The following is a 22,125-nucleotide window of genomic DNA, read 5'->3' as shown; positions in this document are numbered from 1 at the left end:
GAAAGGTCGATGCATGAGCTTCGTCCGTAATCGCCGCGTCGGTGCGCTCTTCGGAGCCGGCGCGGTCGCCGCCGTGGCCCTCGCCCTCGCGCCCGCCACCGCCTCGGCCTCCCCCGCGGATCTGGTTGCGCCGCTATTGAACTCGACCTGCACCTTCGCCCAGGTGGATGCCGCCCTGCACGACAAGGCCCCGGCGCTGGCCTCGTTCCTGGACCAGAACCCGGGCTACAAGTCCGAGTTGCAGGCGAAGTTCGCGCTGTCGCCCGAGCAGCGTCAGGCCGAACTCGACCAGTACCTGAAGGACAACCCGGACGCCGCCAACCAGGCCGCGGCCGACCCGCGGGCAGGTGGAATCGCCGCGGCGATCCAGCAGGTCGCCGACTCCTGCCACAACTACTGACCTTCGTCGGACGATACTTGTGTGGTGTGCCACCCGGGGTGGCACACCACACAAGGTTCGCGGCCCGTCTCGTTCTGGACCGAGCGGAGCGGGGGAGCGAAGCGGAGGAGCGCAGGGAGGCAGAACGAGACCTCCAGGGCCGCGAACCCGCCCGGAGCGAAGCGGAGGGCAAATTGGATACAGCGGTACCCACCGTCCTGGTCGTCGACGACGACGAGGATGTGCTCGCATCGGTCGAGCGCGGGCTCCGGCTGTCGGGGTTCCGGGTGGTCATCGCCCGGGACGGCGCGGCGGCGCTGCGCAGTGTCAACGAATCCGCCCCCGATGCGGTCGTGCTCGATATGAACATGCCGGTGCTGGACGGCGCGGGCGTGGTCACCGCGCTGCGCGCCATGGGCAACGAGGTGCCGATCTGCGTGCTGTCGGCGCGCAGTTCGGTCAACGACCGGATCGCCGGGCTGGAATCCGGGGCCGACGACTATCTGGTGAAGCCGTTCGTACTCGCCGAGCTGGTCGCCCGCATCAAGGCGCTGCTGCGGCGGCGCAGCGACGTACCCGCCTCCGCCATCCCGGGCGCGATCACCGTGGGCCCCTTGGAAGTCGACGTCGCCGGCTACCGGGCACTGCTGCACGGTACCGAGATCGAGCTCACCAAAAGGGAATTCGAGCTGCTGTCCACGCTGGCCCGCAGCGCCGGCGTGGTGCTGAGCCGGGAGCGGCTGCTGGAACTGGTATGGGGCTACGACTTCGCCGCCGACACCAATGTGGTGGACGTCTTCGTCGGCTACCTGCGCCGCAAACTCGAGGTCGACGGCACCCCGCGCCTGCTGCACACCATCCGTGGGGTGGGATTCGTCTTACGCGCACCCAAATGAACCGGCCCGCACACGATTCCGCGCCGCCACGCCGGCGCCGTCACTCCTATTCGCTGCGCTTCCGGGTCGCGGCGGCCGCGGCGCTGGGCGCCACCATCATCGTGGCGGTGCTCAGCTGGGTGACCGTCACCGCCATCGAGCGCAACAATCTCAGTCAGGCCGATCAGCAGCTGGCGTTGTCCTCGCGGATCGTGCTCATCGAGCCACAACTCGCGGTGACCGTCCTCGACGTGCTCGGGCCCACCAACCAGCTGGCGCTCACCGTGCGCAATGCCGACGGCTCCATGACCAGCACCTCCGTGCAGCTGCCCGCCCTGTCGGTGGGTAATCACACTGTCACCGTGGACGGCAATTCCTACCGGGTACTCACCACCACCGAGAACCAGCCCGCGGGACGTGTTGTCTCCCTGGGCATTCCGACCACGGAGACCGAGCACGCCACCGCGGAGCAGCGGCGGTTCGTGTTCTTCGCGGCGCTGGCCGCGGTGACGGCGTCGGCCGGGCTGGGCTGGTTGTTCGGCGGCCGCGCGGTGCGGCCCATCGTCCGGCTCACCGAGGCGGTCGATCAGCGCGGGCCCACCGGCGGCCCGAATGCGCCGCTGCCGGTGGACGGTTCGGGGGTCAGGGAGGCCGACAAGCTGAGCGAGGCCGTCAACACCATGCTGGAGCGGCTGGATCGGGCGCAGGCCGAGATCGCCGCGGCGCTGGAGACCGCGCGCGACTTCGCCGCGGTGTCCGCCCACGAACTGCGCACCCCGCTCACCGCCATGCGCACCGATCTGGAGGTGCTGCGCACCCTCGACCTCAGCGAGGACCAGCGCCGGGAGATCCTCGGCGACCTGCAGCGCGGCCAGAACCGGGTGGAGACCACCCTCGCGGCGCTGGAACGACTGGCCGCCGGTGACCTGACCGATGAACGCGACCACGTGGTCACCGATGTGGCCGAGCTCTGCGACGCCGCCGCGCACGACGCCATGCGGCACTTCCCGCAGCTGAAGGTGCGCATCGACACCGACGCCGAACTCGTCACCCGGGGTCTGCCGACCGGGCTGCGGCTGGCCGTGGACAACGCGCTCACCAATTCGGCGCGGCACGGCGGGGCCACCGAGGCGCTGGTGTCGGCGCACCGGGCGGCGAACGGGCGCATCGTCATCTCCATCGACGACAACGGGCGCGGACTGCCGGCCGCCGAGCGCGAGGCGGTGTTCGAACGGTTCTTCCGGGGTAGCCATGCCGCCAAGGGCGGGTCCGGGCTGGGGCTGGCGCTGGTCGCGCAGCAGGCCCAATTGCACGGTGGCCGAGCCTATTTCGACGACGGCACGCTGGGCGGGGTGCGCCTGGTGCTGGAGCTTCCGGACCGGGATGCGCCGCAGCCCGGCCGCGGGTGAACGTACCGGTCTTTACCGAACTCTCAGACAACCATCAGAGCCCGGGACACGCTGCCCCTCTACGGTCTGAATGGTGTTCGGAAAACGCGCCCGCTGGGTCCTGATCGTCCTGCTGCTCGCCGCCGCGGTCACCGCGGGCACGATCAGCGTCCTGCGGCTGCGCCACGCGCCCACCGCGGTCGCGCTCATCAACAGCGATACCGGGCCGCTGGGCGCGCGCATCGCGAAGGAGCTGCAGGGCAGCGGAGCCCGGCACTGGGAGGTGGTCGACGAGGCGAGCACCAAGGACTACGCCGCGGTGGTCACGCTGCCCACCGACCTCAGCACCGATATCACCTCCCTGCTCACCGACAAGCCGAAGCGGGCGCAGGTCACCGTCACCACCCACGATCGCGCCGACCCGAACCTGGTCAACGACGCGGTGACCGAGGTGACCAAGAAGATCAGCGCCGCCGGGCTGGACACCCTGTTCGCGACGATGAACACCGCGCGCCTGCAGGTGTCGCAGATCGCGGGCACCTCGCAGCTGCTCAACGCGGGCGTGCAGGCGGCCGCCGACGGGGCGCAGCAGTTCTCCGGCGGCGCGGACCAGATGATGGACTTCCTGAATCAGGCGAAATCCGGTGCGGGACAACTGACCTCCGGCATCGACGCACTGAACTCCACGCTGAGCGCCGCCACCACGCAGGCGAATCAGCTTGCCGCGGCGCTGGATTCGACCGGCGTCACCATGGGGCAGGTCTCCCAGACGGCGAGCACGCTGTCCAACGGTCTCGACTTCGTGGTGCCACTGCTGCAGGCGCTGCCGTTCGCCGATGATCCGCAGCTGGCGAATGTCATCACCCAGCTGCAGGGTCTGCGGAATGTGGCGAATCAGGCCAACACCCAGCTCAGCGGCTTCGCCAATCTGACCGGTACGCAAGTCACTCCGGATACCAAGGTCGGACAACTTTTGCGCGACGCGGCCGGCAGGCTGAACGACGCGAGCACGCAACTGAATCAGGGCGCGTCGCTGGCGCAGAGTATTCCGGCCATCGCCGATCAGGCGGGCACCCAGCTGGTGGCGGCCATGCAGGCGCTGACCGGCGGCGTCACCCAATTGCAGGCCGTGACCAAAACATTGGGCAATCAGGCCAACCAGGCGATGGGCGCGCTCCCGCAGCTCGGGGTGCCACAGCAAACGGCCATCGCGGCCGCCCTCACCGACCCGGTCGACATCGTCCGGAAATAACGTTCGCAAACAATCAGCAACAATCGGCGATTCACCCGGATACACTCTGTCCGGATTGCTCTAATCGACCCGTTTCGGAAGCTCCACTGCTCTACCGACCTGGCTCCACCTAGCGACCCGGTACAGGAGAGGAAACGATCGTGAGCATGCTGATGGCCGCGCATGACATGTACGGCACGGTTCTCGCCCAGATGGGCAACCCCACCGCGGAAACCCCGCCCATGGCCGACAAGATGATGAAGATGTTCCGCTACTTCACCTGGTTCACCCAGATGTCGGGCGTCGCGGCCATCACCTACGGCGGCGGGCGCTTCGCCTGGGAGAAGTGGGGCGGCGGCTCGGCCTCCCCCAAGATGGTCGCCAACGCCATGATCGGGGGCGCGACCGCCACGAGCGCCGGAACAATCATGAATGCCATCGTCGGGTAGGGATTCGGGAGACAATGCGGGGGCCCAGCCCCCGCATTCCCCCTGGGGAGGAACCGATGACGTACGGCAACGATCCCTACTCGCAGCAGCCGCAACAGCCCGGATTCGGGCAGCAGCCCGGGTTCGGCCAGCAGCCACCGCCCGGCTACGGGCAGCAGCCACCACCCGGTTACGGGGGACAGCCCGGGTACGGGCAGCCGATGGGCGGCTATCCGGGCCAGCCCGGGGGCTATCCGCCGGGACCCGGCTATGCCGCGTATCCCCAAGCGCCCTACGCCAGTTGGGGCGCGCGTGTCGGGGCGTACCTCATCGACCGGTTGATCATCGGCGTGCCGGCGGCCATCTTCTACGGCATCGGCTTCGCGGTCGGGTCCAAGGACATGAACTGCACCACCGACTCGACCGACTCGTCCTACAGCACGTCCTGCTCGGGCGGACTGTCCGCGGGCGGGATCGTGCTGGTACTGATCGGCGCGGCCATCGCGATCATCGGCGGGCTGTACCTCATCTATATGGAGGGCACCAGCGGCCAGACCCCCGGCAAGAAGTTGCTGGGCATCAAACTGATCCGCGAGGCCGACGGGCAGCCCCTGGGCTTCGGCATGGCCTTCGTCCGGCAGATCTGCCACATCGTCGACACCCTCCCCTGCTACCTCGGCTGGCTCTGGCCGCTCTGGGATGCCAAGAAGCAGACCTTCGCCGACAAGATCATCAGCAGCATCGTCGTGAAGGTGTGAGTTCCGGCAGCGCAGACAACCGTGCCCGCCGCGCTGAAAAGCACGGCGGGCACGGGTTTTTCGTCGACCGGGAGTCGTCAGTTCACGACGTCCAGGAGGTCGATGATGAAGACGAGAGTCTTGCCGGACAGGTGGTGGCCACCCGCCTCGCCGTAGGCCAGCTTCGGCGGGATGGTCAGCTGGCGGCGGCCGCCCACCTTCATGCCCGGGATGCCGTCCTGCCAGCCCTGGATCAGGCCGCGCAGCGGGAAGACGATGGACTCACCACGGTCCCAGGAGGCGTCGAACTGCTCGCCGGAGTCGTACTCGACGCCCACGTAGTGGACATCGACGGTGTCGCCGGGCTTGGCTTCGGCGCCGTCACCCACAACGAGGTCCTTGATCACGAGCTCGGCGGGGGCGGGACCATCCTGGAACTCGATTTCCGGCTTGCTGCTCATGGGCTGTCCTCTTCGATAGATCGGAATCGGGTCTCGATCACCTTATGCCCCGCGCATTCGCCCGCCCGCAGCGGAGGCGAAAATGTCCCGGTGGCCGAAGTGATCGATATCGACGACCCGGACGATCCGCGGGTCGCCGAATTCCGCGACCTCAACAATGCCGATCGACGCCCCGACCTGCCCGGCGGCAAGGGATTGGTGATCGCCGAGGGTGTGGTGGTCGTGCAGCGCATGCTGGCCTCGCGATTCACGCCCTTCGCATTGTTCGGAGTCGCGAAGAGATACGAACAGCTCGCCGAGGAGCTGACCGGAGTGGAAATTCCGTATTACCGGACCAGCGCCGAGGTGATGGCGCAGGTCGTCGGATTCCATTTGAATCGCGGCGTCCTCGCGGGCGCCTATCGGCCGCGTGAACTCACCGCGGACGAGTTGCTCGCGGACGCGCGCACGGTGGCGGTGCTCGAGGGCGTGAACGACCACGAGAACATCGGGTCGATCTTCCGCAACGCCGCCGGATTGGGTGCGGATGCCGTGCTGTTCGGCGACCGCTGCTCGGATCCGCTGTACCGGCGCGCCGTGCGGGTCTCCATGGGCCACGTGCTGCGGGTCCCCTTCGCCCAGCTGCCGCCCTTCCCGGCGGGGCTGGACCTGCTGCGCGACAACGGCTTCCAGATCATCGCCCTGACCCCGAACCCGAAGGCCGACACCCTCGCCACCGCCATGACCGGCGAGAAGGTGGCCCTGCTGCTCGGCGCGGAGGGACCCGGCCTCACCGAGGAGACCATGCGGGCCAGCGACATTCGTGCCCGCATCCCCATGACGGCGGGCACCGATTCGCTTAATGTGGCGACCGCAGCCGCCATGGCCTTCTACGAGAGAGTGCGTGCCGAGTGAGCCATCCGCCCGACGGACCGTATGGATACGGCTATTCCGAACCCACCCCGTGGGCCAGCGGCATCGCCGTGGTCGTCATGGTGGCCGCACTGACCGCCGTCGGCGTCTACGCCTTCGGCGCGGCGCTGGCCCAGATCCATCCGGTGCTGTCGGTGGCGGTCAACCTGATCGCGGTGGGCGGGGCCGCGCCGACCGCCTGGCGCTGGCGCTACGCCCCGGTGACCCGCTGGGTGATCGCGGGCCTGGGCGCGGGCGTACTGCTGGCCTGGCTGGGCCTGCTGCTGTTCTGAGTCAGGAGACCCGGTCGCGGCCGCGCAGCCAGCCCAGCAGTCCGCGTTTGCTGCCGTTGTGCTCGACGGGCGCCTCCGGCACGACCTCCACCACCAGCGGCGCCTCGCCCCGGGGGAACAGCGAGAAGCCGCACACCTCGATCCGGTCGGCGGTCAGCGCCTGCTCGGGATCCTGGCCGCGATAACAGAAGCCGAGCCACTCCTGATTGGCGGCGTCGGCGAAGTCCGGCGGGTTGAAGGGCAGCAGCTGCGGGTCGGGCATTTCGCCGGGCGCGAGGTGGATGGGATGTTCACCCGCCCAGTAGGGCCGCTCCCACACCCGCGGCATGCCCTCGTCCTCGAGGATATTGACCCGGGTCGCACTGAAGGAACGGCGGAATTCGCCGCGCTCCCAGTGCGCGAACGCGCCCCAGCCCAGGGACAGGTCGTAGCAGATCAGGTAGGTCTGCTCGGAGGCGAGCGGACGTACCAGCAGCTCCGGCAGTCTGGTGGGACGCGGCAGCGCGGCCTGGGTGGAGCAGACGACCGTGACGCCGGGATAGCAACCGATATAGATGGATTCGGGATCCGGCCCCGCCCACACCTTCATGGTGCCCGAGGCGGCGGGCACCACATCACGGTCCGGGTTGAGCTGTCTGGCAAGTGCGAAGGCGGCGTCCGGGTCGGGTCCCGGGTGCGCACGCAGCACGGCCACCGGATCGGGGGCGTCGACGTACCACAGGGACGAGACCGTTGTTGGCACCGACGTCACCTCCCCTCAGTCACTGCACACAGGCTGGTTACTTTGGAGCAAACATTCAGCGGCCGATCGCCGGCATCGACGTGGATCGGCCCGGCGCTGACCACCGACTCAATGAATCTACCCCCGCGAGGGCCGAAATATCGCCGTTGCCAGCCTTGTTTCGCGGCGCGGCGCAGAGTAGCTGGCCGGCGGATTCAGCAATCCACTGGCATCCGAGGAATTCGAGCGGCCTGTCCGGTTGACTCAGTGACCGGAGGACCGCACGCCTAGGAGTACATCCTCCCAGGACGGCATCGGCGCCTTGCCTCCCCGCTTGCGCCCCGCCTCCCCGGGCTTGCGATTCGGCTTCTGCGCGTTGGCCTTCGCGGCCGGCTGTGCCGGTGCGGGAGCCGGTTCCGCGGGCTCGGCGGCAGCCGCCGGGGCCGGAGCGGGTGTGGGGGCGGCCGGGAGCGCCGGAGCGGGCTGCTCCTTCGCCGCCGGAGCAGGCGCGGGCGCCGGGGCAGCGGCCGTGGTCACCGGCACGGTGCCGTCGCCGACCGCGGCGCGCTGCTCGAAGTAGTCGTCCACGTTCTGCTGCTTGGCGACTCGCGCCGGCGCGGACTCGTAGTCGGGGGTCCGCTCCTCGCGCGGGGCGGGCGCGGGGGCCGGCACCTCGTCCACCGCCGGATCGGTCTGGTTCGGCAGGATGGTCGCCAGGCCGCGCAGCGCCCGGCCGAAGTCGGGATCGATCAGGTCCGAGGCCGGATCGTCGAGCGGCACCACCGAGCCGCCGTGCGCGTCCGGCTGGTAGCGCCAGTGCGCGGCGATCACGGAACGGCCCGCCTGCCACTGCAATTGGGCCACCCAGTAACCCTTCTCGTCCTTCCAGGCGTCCCATTCGGCGACCTCGATATTGTGGCCGCGCTCGGCGAAGGCGGCCGACACGATCTCGATGAGGGTCTCCACGGCGGGACCGTCGTTGCGGACCGGGTGCGCCTTCTGCGCCAGCTCGGCGGCCCGGGCGCGTTCCAGCAGAACGGGATACGCGAAACGCTCCACCCGCGACAGCGGCATACCCGACTCTTCGGTGACCTGCTCCACCGACGCACCGGCACGGATACGGGCCTGGATATCGCGAGGACGCATCGTGGCTTCCGTTTCGATCTCGATTTGGCCGAATCGGGCAAGATCTCCGCGGGCAGCGGCGCGCAGTTTATCGTCGGCGGCGAGCCGGTACTTCTGGCCGCTCTCGGTATCGATGCACACGATGTGCGTGGAATCGGGCGTCAATCCGATTACTCGAAGTTCACGCACCGTTACCTCCTGTTCGCTGCGCAACTCACAGCTATAGCTAGGCTCGCGACACCGCCCACGTTCTGGAACAGTAGTGCACTTCTGAGAATCATGGGGCAAGACACGCGGCGCGGAAATCTGTTCCCAGACTTCCGCGCCGCATTAGTGTGATCGATTCGCCTCAGCGGCGAAACCGGTTTCATGATCTCCCGAAGATCGTGAGAGAACCGTGAACCGATGTCTTTTTACTGCTCAGGCCAGCTTTTCGACGACCCAGTCGACGCAGCGGGTCAGCTGCGACACATCTTCGGGGTCGATGGCCGGGAACATGCCGATGCGCAGCTGGTTACGGCCCAGCTTCCGGTACGGCTCGGTGTCCACGATTCCATTGGCGCGCAGCACCTTCGCCACCTGCGCGGCGTCCACGCTGTCGGCGAAGTCGATGGTGCCGACGACCTGCGAGCGCAGCGCCGGGTTCTGCACGAACGGCGTTGCGTACGCGCTGGTCTCGGCCCACGAGTACAGGCGCGAGGACGAGTCGGCGGTGCGCTTCACGGCCCAGTCCAGGCCGCCGTTGCCATTCAGCCACTCGATCTGGTTGGCGAACAGCAACAGGGTGGCAAGCGCCGGGGTGTTGTAGGTCTGGTCCTTGGTGGAGTTGTCGATCGCGATCGGCAGCGAGAGGAATTCGGGGGTCCAGCGACCCGAGTTCTTGATTTCCTCCACCCGCTCGAGCGCCTTCGGGCTCATGAGCGCGATCCACAGGCCGCCGTCGGAGGCGAAGCACTTCTGCGGGGCGAAGTAGTAGACGTCGGTGTCGGCGATGTTCACCGGCAGACCGCCCGCGCCGGAGGTGGCGTCGATGGCGACCAGCGCGTGCTCGGAACCGGCCGGGCGCGACACCGGGATGGCGACACCGGTGGAGGTCTCGTTGTGGGCCCAGCCGATCAGGTCGGCCGACGGGTCGGAGGTCGGCTCGGGGGCGTCGCCCGGCTCCGACTTCACCACGATCGGGTCACCGATGAACGGGTTGCCCTTGGCGACCGAGGCGAACTTCGAGGAGAACTCGCCATTGCTCAGGTGCAGCGACTTCTCGCGGATCAGGCCGAAGGCGGCAGCGTCCCAGAACGCGGTGGTGCCACCGTTGCCCAGCACGACCTCGTAGCCGTCGGGCAGCGAGAACAGGTCCCGCAGACCGGAGCGCACCCGCGCCACCACGTCCTTGACCGGCTTCTGCCGATGCGAGGTGCCGAACACCGAGGCGCCGGTATCCACCAGGGACTGCAGCTGCTCGGGGCGGACCTTGGAGGGGCCGCAACCGAACCGTCCGTCGGCGGGCTTGAGATCGTCGGGGATGGTCGGGAACGCAGAGGTCATGGCGACAAGGGTAGAGGTGCTATCACCCGCGCTCACGCCCGGGTCCGGTCGGAAAAACATTCCCACGAGCGGGTTCGGCAAACCATGGGTATCGCTGTGTCGGGCGCCACACAGCGGTTACGGTGTATCGCCATGGACATGGCCGCACACGAGCGACCGAGCAGCGCTTCCGACCAGCCGCCCGATTCCGGACCCGGCGCGCCCCCGAATTCCGGCCGGCCGCACCGCGGTCAGCAGGTCGCGCCCGCTCCGCGAATCGGCCTGCTCGCCCGGCTGTCCTCGCAATTCGGTTCCCGCGGCTTCGCCCGCCGCGGGCCGGCTCTCGACGACGCCGCGCGGCGCGAACTGCTGCTGCACGGCATCGAGGGCGCCGCGACCGTGCTCAGTGTCCACGGCACCGCCGAGGCCGAGCCGGGGCCGGAGTTCTGGGTGCGGGTCCAGCTCGACGGCCGGCATGCCTACGAGACGCGGATCCGGCAGCGGATGAACGCCGCCGATCGGCAGTGGATGCAGCCCGGCGATGTCGTCCGCTGCCGGGTCGATCCGGGCGATGACGACCGGGTGGTGCTGTATCCGCCCGCGCCCGAGGAGACCTCGCGCACCAATATCGCCAAGATCCTGGCCGACGGCCGACGCGCCCGCGCCACCGTGCTGGCCGCGACACCGGTCGCGGCCGACTACACCGGCAGAGACGATCCGGTGCTGCGGCTGGATCTGGAACTGCACGCCTGGGACGAGCCGGGGCCGTGGCGGGTCCGGGTGGTGCAGCCGGTCCCCATGTCCGCCCTGGAATTGGTGGATCGGGGGCGGCACCTGGAGGTCGCCTTCTTCACCGTCGACCGCGGCGAATCCGTCGCGGTGGACTGGGCGGCCTCGCTACCCGGCTGACCGCCGGGCCCGAAAGGCTATGGCAGGTGCACGAATTGGAAGCCGCCGGCCTTCAAGGCGGGCAGGGCGGCGAGCATGCCCGCGCCGGTGCCCGACTTGGGGCGGTGCATGTGCGCCAGGGAGATGCCGCCGGTCTTGGCGGCCGTCATGTTGTTCTGGACCTGGGCGGCGGTCGCGGTCGCACCGAAGTCGGCGTTGACCGAGAAGCCGACCGGGGTCTCGCCCAGCTCCTTCACGATCGCCACGGCCACGTCGTCGTAGTGCGCCGTGCCCGCGCGGAAGAAGCGGGGCGCGTGCCCGGTCAGGGCGGTGATGCGCTGGTGGTTGCCCCAGACCTCGTCCACGGCCGCCTGCGGGGAGGCGGTGCCCTTGATCTCGTAGGCGGCGCGGCCGTTCACCGACAGCGGGCAGTGCGCGGTGCCGTGATTGCCGATCTCGAAGAGCGGGTTGGCGGCCAGCTGCCCGGCGCGACCGGGATTCGCGTCGATCCAGCGCTTGTTCAGGAACAGGGTGGCCGAAATCTGCTGGGCCTGCAGGAAGGCCAGCAGGTTCTCGTCGATGTCGTTGTTGCCGGGGCCGCCGCAGGCGTCGAAGGTGATCGCGAACTGCTTGCCCGTGGCATTGAACCCGGTCACGATGCCGTCGAGGTCCACGCCCCAGCCCTGCGGCTGCCGACCGGCGTACTTCGCGGCCACGGCGTCGGGCGACACCGTGGCGGCGGGTAGCCGCGCCGGCGCGGTGGCCGGATCGGCCCCGGCGTGCGGATCGAGGATGCGGTCGGACGAATTGCCGTTCGCCACACCGCATCCGGCGGTGACGAGGCCTGCGGCGAGCGCCGCGCCCGCGGCGAAGAAGCCGCGCCTGGACAGTCCTGCGTCGAGCACCGGTGCAGGTTATGTGAATCCGGTCGCAGTAGCCAGGACCACGATCATGATTGTTCCAACCGTTGCGGTCCGGCAACCAATTCGCCACCGCCGTTGGTGCAGATGTAATCCATTGTTCCACCGCAGGATTCGCCGCAGCCGCCCGGATACGAGCACCTCAGGACGCCGCCGCCGGTGCGCGGATCAGCAATCGCGCAGCGCTCACGGCGTGTCGGATTTCCAGTTCATCCCGAAGGCCGGATTGCTCCAGACTGTAGCCTGCCCGACCGAAACAATCCCTTTGCAAGGAAACGCATTGACATACCCGAACAACCCGTACCCGCAGCAGCAGCCCGGATACGGCTACCCGCCCGCCGATCAGCCCGCCCCGGGCTACGGTGCACCCCAGCCCGGCTACGGCGCGCCGCAGCAGCCCGCCTACGGCGCACCTCAGCCCGGTTACGGTGCGCCCCAGCCCGCGTACGGCGCCCCGCAACCCGCGTACGGGGCTCCGCAGCCCGGCTATGACGCCCAGTCCCCCTACGGCGCTCCGCAGCAGCCCGCGTACGGCGCGCCCCAACCCGCCTACGGCGCAGCGCAACCCGCTTACGGGGCGCCGCAGCCCGGCTATGCGCCGTTCGGAGGGTACGGGGCACAGTATGCGAGCTGGGGCGCGCGTGTGGGCGCGTACCTGATCGACGGGGCGATCTGGATTCTGCCCGGTGCGATCCTGCGGACCATCGCGGTCACCGCCGGCACCTCGAAGGTGCAGTGCAGCGTCACGCCCGGCACCTATCACACGTCCTGCACGGGCGGCGGGATGAACGCGGTGGGCATCATCTGCCTGCTGCTCGCCTTCGTCGTCGGCGTCGCGGGCCTGCTTTTCATCAGCCACCAGGAGGGCACCACCGGCCAGACCCCGGGCAAGCGCGTGGTCGGCATCCGCTTGGTCCGCGAATCCACCGGCCAGCCGGTCGGTTTCGGTCTCGCCATCGGCCGCCGCCTGCTGCACTTCATCGACGCTCTCCCCTGCTACCTCGGCTTCCTGTGGCCCGCCTGGGACAACAAGAAGCAGACCTTCGCCGACAAGATCGTCAGCACCATCGTCGTGAAGGCCTGAGTGTTTCCCGGGGCTGGGGGGTGACCCGGGGACGGATATGAAAAACGGTGGCCCGCAGCGATTCTCGCTGCGGGCCACCGTCGTGTTCGGACCGGATTACTTGTGCGACACCAGATCCCAGCCCGGGACGGCGTCGGGCTTGCGCGGGGCCGGGCCGGTGTAGATGGCAGCCGGGCGGACCAGCTTGCCCAGCTTCTTCTGCTCCAGGATGTGGGCACACCAGCCGGCGGTGCGGCCACAGGTGAACATGGCGGGCATCATGTGCGCCGGGACCTCGGCGAAGTCCAGGATCACGGCGGCCCAGAACTCGACATTGGTCTCGATGGCGCGGTCGGGGCGGCGCTCGCGCAGCTCGGCCAGGGCAGCCTGCTCCAGGGCGGCGGCGACCTCGTAGCGCGGGGCGTCGAGGCGCTTGGCGGTGGCGCGCAGCACGCGGGCGCGCGGGTCCTCGGCCCGGTAGACCCGGTGACCGAAGCCCATCAGCTTCTCCTTGCGGTCCAGGATGCCCTTGACCAGAACCCGTGCGTCGCCGGTCTTCTCGACGGCTTCGATCATGGGCAGCACGCGGGCCGGGGCGCCGCCGTGCAGCGGGCCGGACATGGCGCCGATGGCGCCGGACAGCGAGGCCGCCACGTCGGCACCGGTGGAGGCGATGACGCGGGCGGTGAAGGTGGAGGCGTTCATGCCGTGCTCGGCGGCCGACACCCAGTAGGCGTCGATGGCCTCGATGTGGCGCGGGTCCGGGTCACCCTTCCAGCGGGTCATGAACCGCTCGGTAATGGTGGCCGATTCGTCGATCTTCGCCTGCGGCACGGCCGGCTGGTAGATGCCGCGCGCCGACTGGGCGACGTAGGACAGCGCCATGACCGAGGCCCGGGCCAGGTTCTCACGGGCGGTGTCGTCGTCGATGTCGAGCAGCGGCTCGTAGCCCCAGATCGGGGCCAGCATGGCCAGGCCGGCCTGCACGTCGACGCGCACGTCGCCGGTGTGGATGGGGAGCGGGAACGGCTCGGCGGGCGGTAGGCCGCGGCCGAATTCGCCGTCGACCAGCAGAGCCCACACGTCGCCGAAGGTGACCGAGTTACCGACGAGGTCCTCGATGTCGACGCCGCGATACCGGAGCGCACCGCCGTCCTTGTCGGGTTCGGCGATATCGGTGGTGAAGGCCACCACTCCCTCGAGACCGCTCACGAAGCCGTCGGGGACGACCGAGCTTGGTACCGCAGCGCTGGCAGTCATGTTGTGACTCTCCTTGCAAAGTCGGGCCGCCCGATCTTTGGGCAGCCACGCCGATCAACTGGAGCTTAACCCCCGCATTACTCCGGAGTAACGTCTGCCCCATGGTTGACCAGGAGAAATTCGCCACGCCCGATGTCGACATGGCCGCCCTGCGGGTCGAGTACGGAGTCGATCAGGGCGACAACCATCCGGGCCCGGAAACCGACCTCGACGAGACCTGGCTGTCCGACGGCTGGGAGCCGTTGCTGCGCAACTGGATCGAGGACGCGACCAGCGCGGGCATGACCGATCCGAACTCGATGGTGCTGAGCACCGTCGAGATCACCGAAACCGGTCCGCGACCCTCGTCGCGAACTGTCCTGTGCAAGGGGCTTTCTCCCGAAGGTGTGACTTTTTACACGAATTACGAATCGTTCAAGGGCCGCCAGCTGACCCGAACCCCGTATGCCTCGGCCACTTTCGTGTGGCCCGCCATGGGCCGGCAGGTCACGGTGCGCGGGCCGGTGCGGCGGGTCCCGGCCGAGGCCACCGAGGTGTACTGGCAGTCCCGTCCGCGCGGTTCCCGGCTGGGCGCGTGGGCCTCGGAGCAGTCGCGGCCCATTGCCTCCCGCGCCGAGCTGGACCGGCAGATGGATGCGACGGCCGCCCGGTTCGCCGAGGTCGGCGACATCCCGGTGCCGCCGTTCTGGGGCGGCTTCCAGATTCAGCCGGAGACCGTGGAGTTCTGGCAGGGCCGCCGCAGCCGCATGCACAACCGCATCCGGGTCACCGTCGAACCGGGCAATACCGATGTATCGGTCATGAAAGTCGAACGCCTGCAACCCTGACCGACCCTCCCGGGCCCGAAAGAGTTGGATATCTCACGTTCAAATGATGGGATGATCGGCCCAAAATGCCTTCCCAAGCGCTCTTCGACGTGGCTAGGTTGGGCCGGTGAAGCTGCTCGCCGACATAACTCCATTGCGGAATCCCGACTACCGGAGGCTCTGGACCACCGGCATCGTCACCGTGATCGGCGCACAGCTGTCCGTCGTAGCCGTCCCCAAGCAGCTCTACGACATCACCCACAGCTCTTCGTATGTCGGCCTGGCCGGGCTGTTCGGCCTCATCCCGCTCATCGTGTTCGGCCTGTGGGGCGGCGCGCTCGCCGACGCCATGGACCGCCGCAGGATGCTGCTCGTCACCAGCGCGGGCACCGGCCTGACCTCGCTGGCCTTCTGGGCGCAGGCTGCCGCCGGGCTGAACAACGCCTGGCTGGTGCTGATCCTGTTCTCGGCGCAGCAGGCGTTCTTCGCCATGAACCAGCCCGCGCGCAGCGCCATCTACCCCAGGCTGCTGCCGCCCGACCAGCTGCCCGCGGCCAATTCGCTGAGCATGACGGTCATGCAGTTCGGCGCCATCGCCGGTCCCGTGCTGGCGGGCATGCTGATTCCGTTCGCGGGCCTGGCCACGCTGTACCTGATCGACTCCATCGCGCTGCTGGCCACGCTGTGGGCGACCTGGAAGCTGCCGCCCATCCCGCCGCACGGCGAGACCCGGCGCGCGGGCCTGCGGGAGGTGTTCGACGGTTTCGCCTACCTGGCCACCCAGCGCATCCTGCTGGCATCGTTCGCGGTCGACGTGGTGGCCATGGTGTTCGGCATGCCGCGCGCCCTGTTCCCGCAGATCGCCCAGGACAGCTTCGGCGACACCGCTTCCGGCGGAACGGCACTGGGCCTGCTGTTCGCCGCCATGTCGGTGGGCGCGGTGCTGGGCGGGGTGTTCTCCGGCTGGCTGTCGCGGGTGCGGCGGCAGGGTCTGGCCGTGGTGGTCTGCATCGTGCTGTGGGGGCTGGGCATGGTCGGGTTCGGCCTGGCCGTTGGCCTGGTCGGGCACGGCCTGAGCATGACGCTCGCACTCTGGATCGCGCTGGCCTGCCTGGCTTTCGGCGGCGCGGTGGACATGTTCTCCGCGGCCCTGCGCACCACCATGCTGCAGTCGGTGGCGACCGACGAGATGCGCGGAAGACTGCAGGGGGTCTTCATCGTCGTCGTGGCGGGCGGACCGCGCATCGGTGATGTTGCGCACGGTTTCGCGGCCGCGGCGGTGGGTACCGCGACAGCTGCGGCCGGCGGTGGCGTGCTGGTCGTGATCGGCATGATGATCGCGGCCGTGGCGTTTCCGGCGTTCGTTCGATACCGCGTGGCACGTGCGTATTCGGAGGTGCAGCTCGCGTAGTGTCGCGGGGTTCATGCACATAGCACATGACAGCCGCTCTCCTCACCCGCGAACGATGTGACTGTGAGGTAGCAAAGAGCCACCCTCATTGGTAGGGCGTAGTGGACAGCGGCTAGCGTTGACTCGAGCGCATCGCACGCCGACCGTGTCCGATGCCTACGGTTACAAGCCTGAGAGGGATCCTTCCGTGCCCGCTGAGAACATCATCAACGTCGACGACGACGCCAAGCCGGTACTGCAATACCCCGGCGGCGAGTACCCGATGACCGTCGCCAAGGCTGTCGAGGGCAATGACGGAATCGACCTGGGCAAGCTGCTCGCCAGCACCGGGTACGTCACCTTTGACCCCGGTTTCATGAACACCGCCTCGACCAGGTCGGCCATCACCTACATCGACGGCGAGGCGGGCATCCTGCGCTACCGCGGGTACCCGATCGAGCAGCTGGCCGGTAAGTCGACCTTCATCGAGGTCAGCTATCTGCTGATCTACGGCGAGCTGCCGACCCAGGCCCAGCTGGACGACTTCACCGACCGGATCCGCCGGCACACCCTGCTGCACGAGGACCTGAAGCGGTTCTTCGACGGCTTCCCGCGCAACGCGCACCCGATGCCGGTGCTGTCCTCCGCGGTCAACGCGCTGTCGGCCTACTACCAGGACTCGCTGGACCCGCGCGACCCCGAGCAGGTCGAGCTGTCCACCATCCGGCTGCTCGCCAAGCTGCCGACCATCGCGGCCTACGCGTACAAGAAGTCGGTCGGCCAGCCGTTCCTGTACCCGGACAACTCGCTGTCGCTGGTGGAGAACTTCCTGCGGATGACCTTCGGCTTCCCGGCCGAGCCCTACGAGGTCGACCCGGAGATCGCCGCGGCGCTGGACATGCTGCTCATCCTGCACGCCGACCACGAGCAGAACTGCTCGACTTCGACTGTGCGCCTGGTGGGTTCGTCCGACGCCAACCTGTTCACCTCCGTCTCCGGCGGCATCAACGCGCTGTGGGGCCCGCTGCACGGCGGCGCCAACCAGGCGGTGCTGGAGATGCTGGACGACATCAAGGCCAGCGGCGGCGACGTCAAGGAGTTCGTCCGCAAGGTCAAGAACAAGGAAGACGGCGTGAAGCTCATGGGCTTCGGGCACCGCGTCTACCGCAACTACGACCCGCGCGCCACCCTGGTGAAGAAGGTCGCGGACAACATCCTGTCCAAGATCGGCGGCGACGACCAGCTGCTCGACATCGCCAAGGCCCTCGAAGAGGCCGCCCTGACCGACGAGTACTTCATCGAGCGTCGCCTGTACCCGAATGTCGACTTCTACACCGGCGTCATCTACCGGGCCATGGGCTTCCCGACCCGCATGTTCACCGTGCTCTTCGCCATGGGCCGCCTGCCGGGCTGGATCGCCCACTGGCGCGAAATGCACCGCGAGCCGCTGAAGATCGGCCGTCCGCGCCAGATCTACACCGGCTACGGCGAGCGCGACTACGTGCAGATCAACGGTCGCTGACCTCGACGGGCCCAGCGCCCGAAGGGTTTCCGACGAACCCCGCCGCAACGCATGGTTGCGGCGGGGTTTTTCGTTCACAAGTTCTTGTTAAGAATCTCGCTGGGGTGCGACGGCAATCTTGTTCCCGTGAGATGGAAACGATCTCAGCTCCGGTGTCACCTGCCGCGGCGGGGGCGGCAGGTGGCACCGGAGAAATTCGGGTGCGGGGCCCGGTGATACGTGGGATGTTCGGGGTATGGCATCGACGAATGGCATTACCGTGCGTTCGGCGCGAGCGGACGAGCGGGCGGAGATCATCCGGCTCTCGGAGATCTGTTTCGGGATGCGGGTCGGCCCGGCCGATCTGGAATACGGCGGCGACGTCTTTCCGACCGAGCGGGCCCTGGTGGCGGTGGACGGCGATCGCATCGTGGGGCACACCAACGACCGCACCATGACCGTCACCGTGCCCGGCGCGCGCACCGTGCAGGCCTGCGGCGTCACCAGCGTCGTGGTCGCGCCCACCCATCGGCGGCGCGGCATTCTGCGGGCGCTCTACACCGAGCAGCATCGGCGCACCGAGGCCGAGGGCATACCGCTCACCATCTTCACCGCCAGCGAGGGCACCATCTACGGCCGCTTCGGCTACGGCCCGTCCATTGTCGAGAACGAGATCTCCGTGCGCGGGCGCACCGCCGAATTCCGCTCCACCACACCGGATCCCGGCGGCGTCCAGGTCGCCGGCCTGGAAGAGGCGAAAATCCGGCTGCCCGAGATCTACGACCGCTGGCGGCGCCTGGTCCCGGGCGCGCAGGCGCGGCCCGCAGCCCGCTGGCAGCAGCGGTTCTTCGCCGATGCGGTGCAGAGCGAGGAGAGCTCACCGCAGTTCTTCCTGATCCATCCGGACGGCTACGCCATCCTGCGGCGCGCCTGGCACGAGGACAAGAACACCGCCACGGTCCGCGAATTGCGGACTGTCACAGCGGAAGCCCATGTCGCGCTGTGGCGGGTGCTGCTCAGCCTGGATCTGGTGGACGCGGTCGAGGCCACGCTGAGCGATAACGATCCACTCCCCTACCTGGTCACGAATCCGCGCCTGGTGCGGGTCACCGGCCGCCACGACGCACTGTGGACCCGGGTGATGGACGTCCCCGCCGCCCTCACCGCCCGTACCTACCAGCGGGATCTGGATGTCGTGCTGTCCGTGGACGATCCGTTCCGCGACGCGGGCGGCAGCTTCGCGCTGCGGGTGCGCGACGGCATCGCCGAGTGCGCGCCCACCGGCCGCACCCCGGATCTGGAACTCGGCATCGATGTACTCGGCAGCCTCTACTTCGGCGCGTACCGGGCGCGGGTCTTCGCCGCCGCCAACCGGATCCAGGCCAAGGACGGGGCCGTGCTGCGCGCGTTCGACGAGGCGTTCACCGCCGAACGCGACGCCGAACTCGGCTGGTTCTTCTGAGTCGGCAGACGAAAACGGCTGCCGGGCACCACTATTGGTGAGGCCCGGCAGCCTGCTTCGGTTCTCGGACCGGCCTACTTGTCGGCGATCTTGGCCCGGAAGGGGCCGCCGACGCTGTTGAACAGCAGATCCCCGTTCGGGAATGCCTCGACGATGGCGTACGCGCCGTTGCCCAGGTTGGACTGCCCGAAGATGGTGCGGTGCACCGTCTCCCCGGTCTTCCAGTCCAGGCCGGTGACCTCCCAGCCGTCGGCCTTGGTGTAGCCGTTCACGAACACGATGCCGGATGACAGCGAGACCGCGGGCACCATCGAGGTGGACACGACATTCCCGCGCTCCCACACCGACTTCCAGGCGTGGGCCCGCGGATCCCATTCGAAGCGCTGCATGCCGTGCGGCGGGCCGTCCACCGGTCCGTTGGCCAGCACGTCGATCAGGCGATCGGGCTCGCCGCCGGCACCGATGTTCTGGACCACGAAGGCGCCGTATCCGTTCACGACCACCGACTGCTCGGACTGGATGAACTCGGGTTTCGGGTCGGGCAGGCCCGCCGTCACCTGGATCTGGTCCGCGATTCGATTCGATCCGGTGTCCGGCTTCTGCTGGAAGCCCTCGGGAATCTTGTTGCGCCAGAACGCGACCAGATGCATCTGATTCGCGCCGTCGGTGATGACCACCAGTTCGTCGGACTTGCCGTCGAAGCCCATGAGGGTCGGCGTCGAACCGGTTCCGGTGCCGAACTTCACCGCGGGCGGCTGCCCGCCGAAATCGTAGGGTGAGGACCATGCCCCGTCGGCCTCGTCGGCGGACAGCTTCGAGCCGGTCCACACGATCTTGCGCATGATCCGGTCGCTGGCGATGTAGATGCCGTTGTGCTCGTCCACGGCGATCGAATTGGAGACGGTCTCGTCATCGCCGAACCTCACCTGCTGCGGCGTGCCCTCGAAGTTGCGATCCATGGCGAACAGCGCGCGCGAGGTGGCGACCAGGATGTGCCCGTCATAGGTCATGCTGACGCCGACGACGTTCTCCGGGATGCCCAGCGAGGTCACGCCGGTACCGAGCAGCGGCTTCAGATCGAGGTGCCGGACGACCTCGATGCCGTCCTCGGGCTTGTCCTTGTTCTTCAGGCCGAAGACGTACAGCTGCGAATCCGCGGTGGTGTAGTAGACCTGATTGTCCTTGTCCACCAGGCTGTAGACGCCGTTGGCGATGCGAGTCCAGGTCGCGCCGGCCCAGTCCTGCTGGACCGCGCTCTGTATCTGGCCGACATCGGCGAAGTTCTGATCGAGCACCTTGTTCAGCGCGTCCGGCGAAATGGGCTGCACGCCCGGCGCGTCCGCCGCCGCGACCTCCTTGAAACCACGATTGGATACGTCGACGTAGCGCACACCCGAGGAGGAGGAAATCCACCGATAGTTGTCGGAGGTCGACGCGAGGGTGATGATGCTGACCGGCCCGACCGGTACCCGCGGCATCTGTGCGGGGTCGATGTGGAAGGTGCCGCGCGGCACGGGATCGGGGAAGCCGTCGGACTGGCCCGAATCGAGATGCGTGATCGCGTATTTGTCGGCGGCCAGATACGGGTTGCGGGCCGGGCCCGACCCGGCCGCCGGGTCCGGCGCGGCGCTGGAACTGGAACTCGAATCCGAGGAACTGTCACTGCTGCACGCGACGAGCGTGCCGGTGGCCGCCAAGGCCAGGACCGTCAGACCCACCGATAGTCGTATCGCTTTGCTCAAAATGCGCTCCTGATTCTTTCCTTGCCAGAAAAAATGGATAGAGCTGTATGGGCTGAGATAGCGCGACATTAACAGCGAGTCAATACCTCAACTCGCCTTCGGGGCATTTCACCCGATTCGGGCGAGGGCCACCCCCGGCGAGTTCAGGGTTTTCCCGGTGGTGGGTGAGCACCGGACGCTGGCATGCTGGGATGCGTGAAACCCATCCAGTTGATACTCAACATCCTGTGGCTCGTGCTGGTCGGATTCTGGATGGCCATCGGCTATGTCATCGCCGGGCTGATCTGCTGTGTGCTGATCGTGACCATCCCGTGGGGCGTCGCGTCGTTCCGCATCGCCAACTTCGTGCTCTGGCCCTTCGGCCGGGAAGCGGTGGAGAAGCCGAGCGCGGGCGTGGGCTCGATGCTCGGCAACATCATCTGGATCGTCGTGGCGGGCTGGTGGCTGGCGCTGGGGCACCTGATGACCAGCATCGCCCTCGCCGTCACCATCATCGGGATCCCGTTCGCCTGGGCCAATCTCAAGCTGATCCCGATCTCACTGTTCCCCCTGGGCCGCGAAATCGTGGACAGCGACCGGCGTTTCGGCTACTGAGTCACTCGGATTCGTCGACGATCTGCTTCATGATCCCGACCGCCTCGGCGAGCACGCCGACCTGGGCGGGGGACAGCCGGGACAGCTGATCGGTCATCCAGGCCTCACGGGCCTGGTTCTCGTCGGCGATGAGGGCCCGGCCGGCGTCGGACAGCGATACGATGATCTGCCGCCCGTCGGTGGGGTGCGGATTGCGTTCCACCAGATCCATTTCCGACAGCGAGGCGATGACCCGGGTCATCGACGGCGGCTGCACCCGCTCCTTGGCGGCCAGCGTGCCCGGCGTCATGGCGCCCTCCCGATTCAGCGTGGCGAGCGCGGACAGCTGGGTCAGCGAAATCTGGGCATCGGCCCGCCGGCCTCGCAGATGCCGAGTCAAGCGCACCACCGCCAGCGAAAGTTCACCGGCGAGCGCTCGAATGTCGGAAGGCGTTGTCACAGAGGCA

Annotated in this window: 23 protein-coding genes; 15 read left to right on the top strand and 8 right to left on the bottom strand. The window is 68.2% G+C overall.

Going from position 1 to position 22,125, the window contains the following annotated elements; genetic code table 11:
- Positions 1–13 precede the first annotated feature (13 nt).
- The 6 genes from ACQP1O_RS03435 to ACQP1O_RS03410 all read left to right on the top strand — a co-directional run bounded on the left by ACQP1O_RS03435 (position 14) and on the right by ACQP1O_RS03410 (position 5,059).
- Positions 14–400: a hemophore-related protein gene (locus tag ACQP1O_RS03435; RefSeq protein WP_433564453.1), complete on the top strand. Its 387-nt coding sequence runs from the start codon at positions 14–16 to the stop codon at positions 398–400.
- Positions 401–573: 173 nt separating this feature from the next.
- The gene (locus tag ACQP1O_RS03430) at positions 574–1,275 is read left to right on the top strand and encodes a response regulator transcription factor (protein WP_433564452.1); all 702 of its coding nucleotides are present in this window, start codon (positions 574–576) and stop codon (positions 1,273–1,275) included.
- On the top strand, positions 1,272–2,663 hold the full coding sequence (locus tag ACQP1O_RS03425; protein ID WP_433564451.1) for a HAMP domain-containing sensor histidine kinase: 1,392 nt from the start codon (positions 1,272–1,274) through the stop codon (positions 2,661–2,663). The genes ACQP1O_RS03430 and ACQP1O_RS03425 overlap by 4 nt, the downstream gene beginning before the upstream one ends.
- A gap of 70 nt (positions 2,664–2,733) precedes the next feature.
- Positions 2,734–3,894: a YhgE/Pip domain-containing protein gene (locus ACQP1O_RS03420; protein WP_433564450.1), complete on the top strand. Its 1,161-nt coding sequence runs from the start codon at positions 2,734–2,736 to the stop codon at positions 3,892–3,894.
- 146 nt (positions 3,895–4,040) lie between these two features.
- Positions 4,041–4,322 (top strand): hypothetical protein, encoded by a 282-nt coding sequence (locus tag ACQP1O_RS03415; RefSeq protein WP_379383426.1) that lies wholly within the window; start codon positions 4,041–4,043, stop codon positions 4,320–4,322.
- A gap of 56 nt (positions 4,323–4,378) precedes the next feature.
- Positions 4,379–5,059: an RDD family protein gene (locus tag ACQP1O_RS03410; RefSeq protein WP_433564449.1), complete on the top strand. Its 681-nt coding sequence runs from the start codon at positions 4,379–4,381 to the stop codon at positions 5,057–5,059.
- A gap of 77 nt (positions 5,060–5,136) precedes the next feature.
- Here the strand turns inward: ACQP1O_RS03410 and ACQP1O_RS03405 are convergent, their stop codons facing one another.
- Entirely contained in the window at positions 5,137–5,499 is a 363-nt protein-coding gene (locus ACQP1O_RS03405) for an FKBP-type peptidyl-prolyl cis-trans isomerase (protein WP_433564448.1), read from the bottom strand.
- Between the two features lie 90 nt (positions 5,500–5,589).
- Here ACQP1O_RS03405 and ACQP1O_RS03400 point away from each other — a divergent pair, with 90 nt between their 5' ends.
- Together ACQP1O_RS03400 and ACQP1O_RS03395 are read left to right on the top strand one after the other, a co-directional pair.
- Positions 5,590–6,393 (top strand): TrmH family RNA methyltransferase, encoded by an 804-nt coding sequence (locus tag ACQP1O_RS03400; RefSeq protein ID WP_433564447.1) that lies wholly within the window; start codon positions 5,590–5,592, stop codon positions 6,391–6,393.
- A complete protein-coding gene (locus tag ACQP1O_RS03395) occupies positions 6,390–6,683 on the top strand; it encodes a DUF2537 domain-containing protein (protein ID WP_379382921.1) in 294 nt (97 codons plus the stop codon). The genes ACQP1O_RS03400 and ACQP1O_RS03395 overlap by 4 nt, the downstream gene beginning before the upstream one ends.
- A gap of 1 nt (position 6,684) precedes the next feature.
- On the opposite strand, the gene ACQP1O_RS03390 is transcribed toward ACQP1O_RS03395, so the two are convergent.
- The 3 genes from ACQP1O_RS03390 to serC form a co-directional block, all read right to left on the bottom strand.
- Positions 6,685–7,425: a DUF6928 family protein gene (locus ACQP1O_RS03390; RefSeq protein ID WP_433564446.1), complete on the bottom strand. Its 741-nt coding sequence runs from the start codon at positions 7,423–7,425 to the stop codon at positions 6,685–6,687.
- A gap of 243 nt (positions 7,426–7,668) precedes the next feature.
- Positions 7,669–8,718 carry a septation protein SepH gene (gene sepH / locus ACQP1O_RS03385; protein WP_433564445.1) on the bottom strand — a complete coding sequence of 350 codons (1,050 nt, stop codon included), beginning with the start codon at positions 8,716–8,718 and terminating at the stop codon, positions 7,669–7,671.
- Between the two features lie 231 nt (positions 8,719–8,949).
- Positions 8,950–10,074 (bottom strand): phosphoserine transaminase, encoded by a 1,125-nt coding sequence (serC, locus tag ACQP1O_RS03380; protein WP_402761506.1) that lies wholly within the window; start codon positions 10,072–10,074, stop codon positions 8,950–8,952.
- A 132-nt stretch (positions 10,075–10,206) separates the two neighbouring features.
- On the opposite strand from serC, the gene ACQP1O_RS03375 reads away from it, so the two are divergent.
- Positions 10,207–10,962, top strand: coding sequence for a hypothetical protein (locus ACQP1O_RS03375; RefSeq protein ID WP_433564444.1), 756 nt, complete (start codon positions 10,207–10,209; stop codon positions 10,960–10,962).
- Between the two features lie 17 nt (positions 10,963–10,979).
- Here ACQP1O_RS03375 and ACQP1O_RS03370 read toward each other — a convergent pair whose 3' ends face one another.
- Positions 10,980–11,846: a polysaccharide deacetylase family protein gene (locus ACQP1O_RS03370; RefSeq protein ID WP_433564443.1), complete on the bottom strand. Its 867-nt coding sequence runs from the start codon at positions 11,844–11,846 to the stop codon at positions 10,980–10,982.
- Between the two features lie 295 nt (positions 11,847–12,141).
- Between ACQP1O_RS03370 and ACQP1O_RS03365 the strand changes: the two genes are divergently transcribed.
- Positions 12,142–12,945 carry an RDD family protein gene (locus tag ACQP1O_RS03365; protein WP_433564442.1) on the top strand — a complete coding sequence of 268 codons (804 nt, stop codon included), beginning with the start codon at positions 12,142–12,144 and terminating at the stop codon, positions 12,943–12,945.
- 96 nt (positions 12,946–13,041) lie between these two features.
- Here ACQP1O_RS03365 and ACQP1O_RS03360 read toward each other — a convergent pair whose 3' ends face one another.
- Positions 13,042–14,184 (bottom strand): citrate synthase 2, encoded by a 1,143-nt coding sequence (locus tag ACQP1O_RS03360; protein ID WP_433564441.1) that lies wholly within the window; start codon positions 14,182–14,184, stop codon positions 13,042–13,044.
- A 101-nt stretch (positions 14,185–14,285) separates the two neighbouring features.
- Here ACQP1O_RS03360 and pdxH point away from each other — a divergent pair, with 101 nt between their 5' ends.
- The 4 genes from pdxH (at position 14,286) to ACQP1O_RS03340 (ending at position 19,343) form a co-directional block, all read left to right on the top strand.
- Positions 14,286–15,011 (top strand): pyridoxamine 5'-phosphate oxidase, encoded by a 726-nt coding sequence (pdxH, locus tag ACQP1O_RS03355; protein WP_433564440.1) that lies wholly within the window; start codon positions 14,286–14,288, stop codon positions 15,009–15,011.
- A gap of 106 nt (positions 15,012–15,117) precedes the next feature.
- Positions 15,118–16,401 carry an MFS transporter gene (locus ACQP1O_RS03350; protein WP_433564439.1) on the top strand — a complete coding sequence of 428 codons (1,284 nt, stop codon included), beginning with the start codon at positions 15,118–15,120 and terminating at the stop codon, positions 16,399–16,401.
- Positions 16,402–16,588: 187 nt separating this feature from the next.
- A complete protein-coding gene (locus tag ACQP1O_RS03345; RefSeq protein WP_433564438.1) occupies positions 16,589–17,902 on the top strand; it encodes a citrate synthase in 1,314 nt (437 codons plus the stop codon).
- A 235-nt stretch (positions 17,903–18,137) separates the two neighbouring features.
- Entirely contained in the window at positions 18,138–19,343 is a 1,206-nt protein-coding gene (locus tag ACQP1O_RS03340) for a GNAT family N-acetyltransferase (protein WP_433564437.1), read from the top strand.
- A gap of 74 nt (positions 19,344–19,417) precedes the next feature.
- On the opposite strand, the gene ACQP1O_RS03335 is transcribed toward ACQP1O_RS03340, so the two are convergent.
- Complete coding sequence (locus tag ACQP1O_RS03335) at positions 19,418–21,085, bottom strand: hypothetical protein (protein ID WP_433564436.1); 1,668 nt, start codon at positions 21,083–21,085, stop codon at positions 19,418–19,420.
- A 183-nt stretch (positions 21,086–21,268) separates the two neighbouring features.
- Between ACQP1O_RS03335 and ACQP1O_RS03330 the strand changes: the two genes are divergently transcribed.
- Positions 21,269–21,679, top strand: coding sequence for a YccF domain-containing protein (locus ACQP1O_RS03330; protein ID WP_433564435.1), 411 nt, complete (start codon positions 21,269–21,271; stop codon positions 21,677–21,679).
- Position 21,680: 1 nt separating this feature from the next.
- Here ACQP1O_RS03330 and ACQP1O_RS03325 read toward each other — a convergent pair whose 3' ends face one another.
- Positions 21,681–22,118 (bottom strand): MarR family winged helix-turn-helix transcriptional regulator, encoded by a 438-nt coding sequence (locus ACQP1O_RS03325; RefSeq protein WP_354830859.1) that lies wholly within the window; start codon positions 22,116–22,118, stop codon positions 21,681–21,683.
- Between the last annotated feature and the right edge of the window lie 7 nt (positions 22,119–22,125).

The organism is Nocardia sp. CA-151230, assembly GCF_050942175.1.
In the GTDB taxonomy this organism is placed as follows: domain Bacteria; phylum Actinomycetota; class Actinomycetes; order Mycobacteriales; family Mycobacteriaceae; genus Nocardia.
The sequence above is the reverse complement of the archived record's forward strand: the minus strand, read 5'-3'. Positions and strand labels throughout refer to the sequence as shown.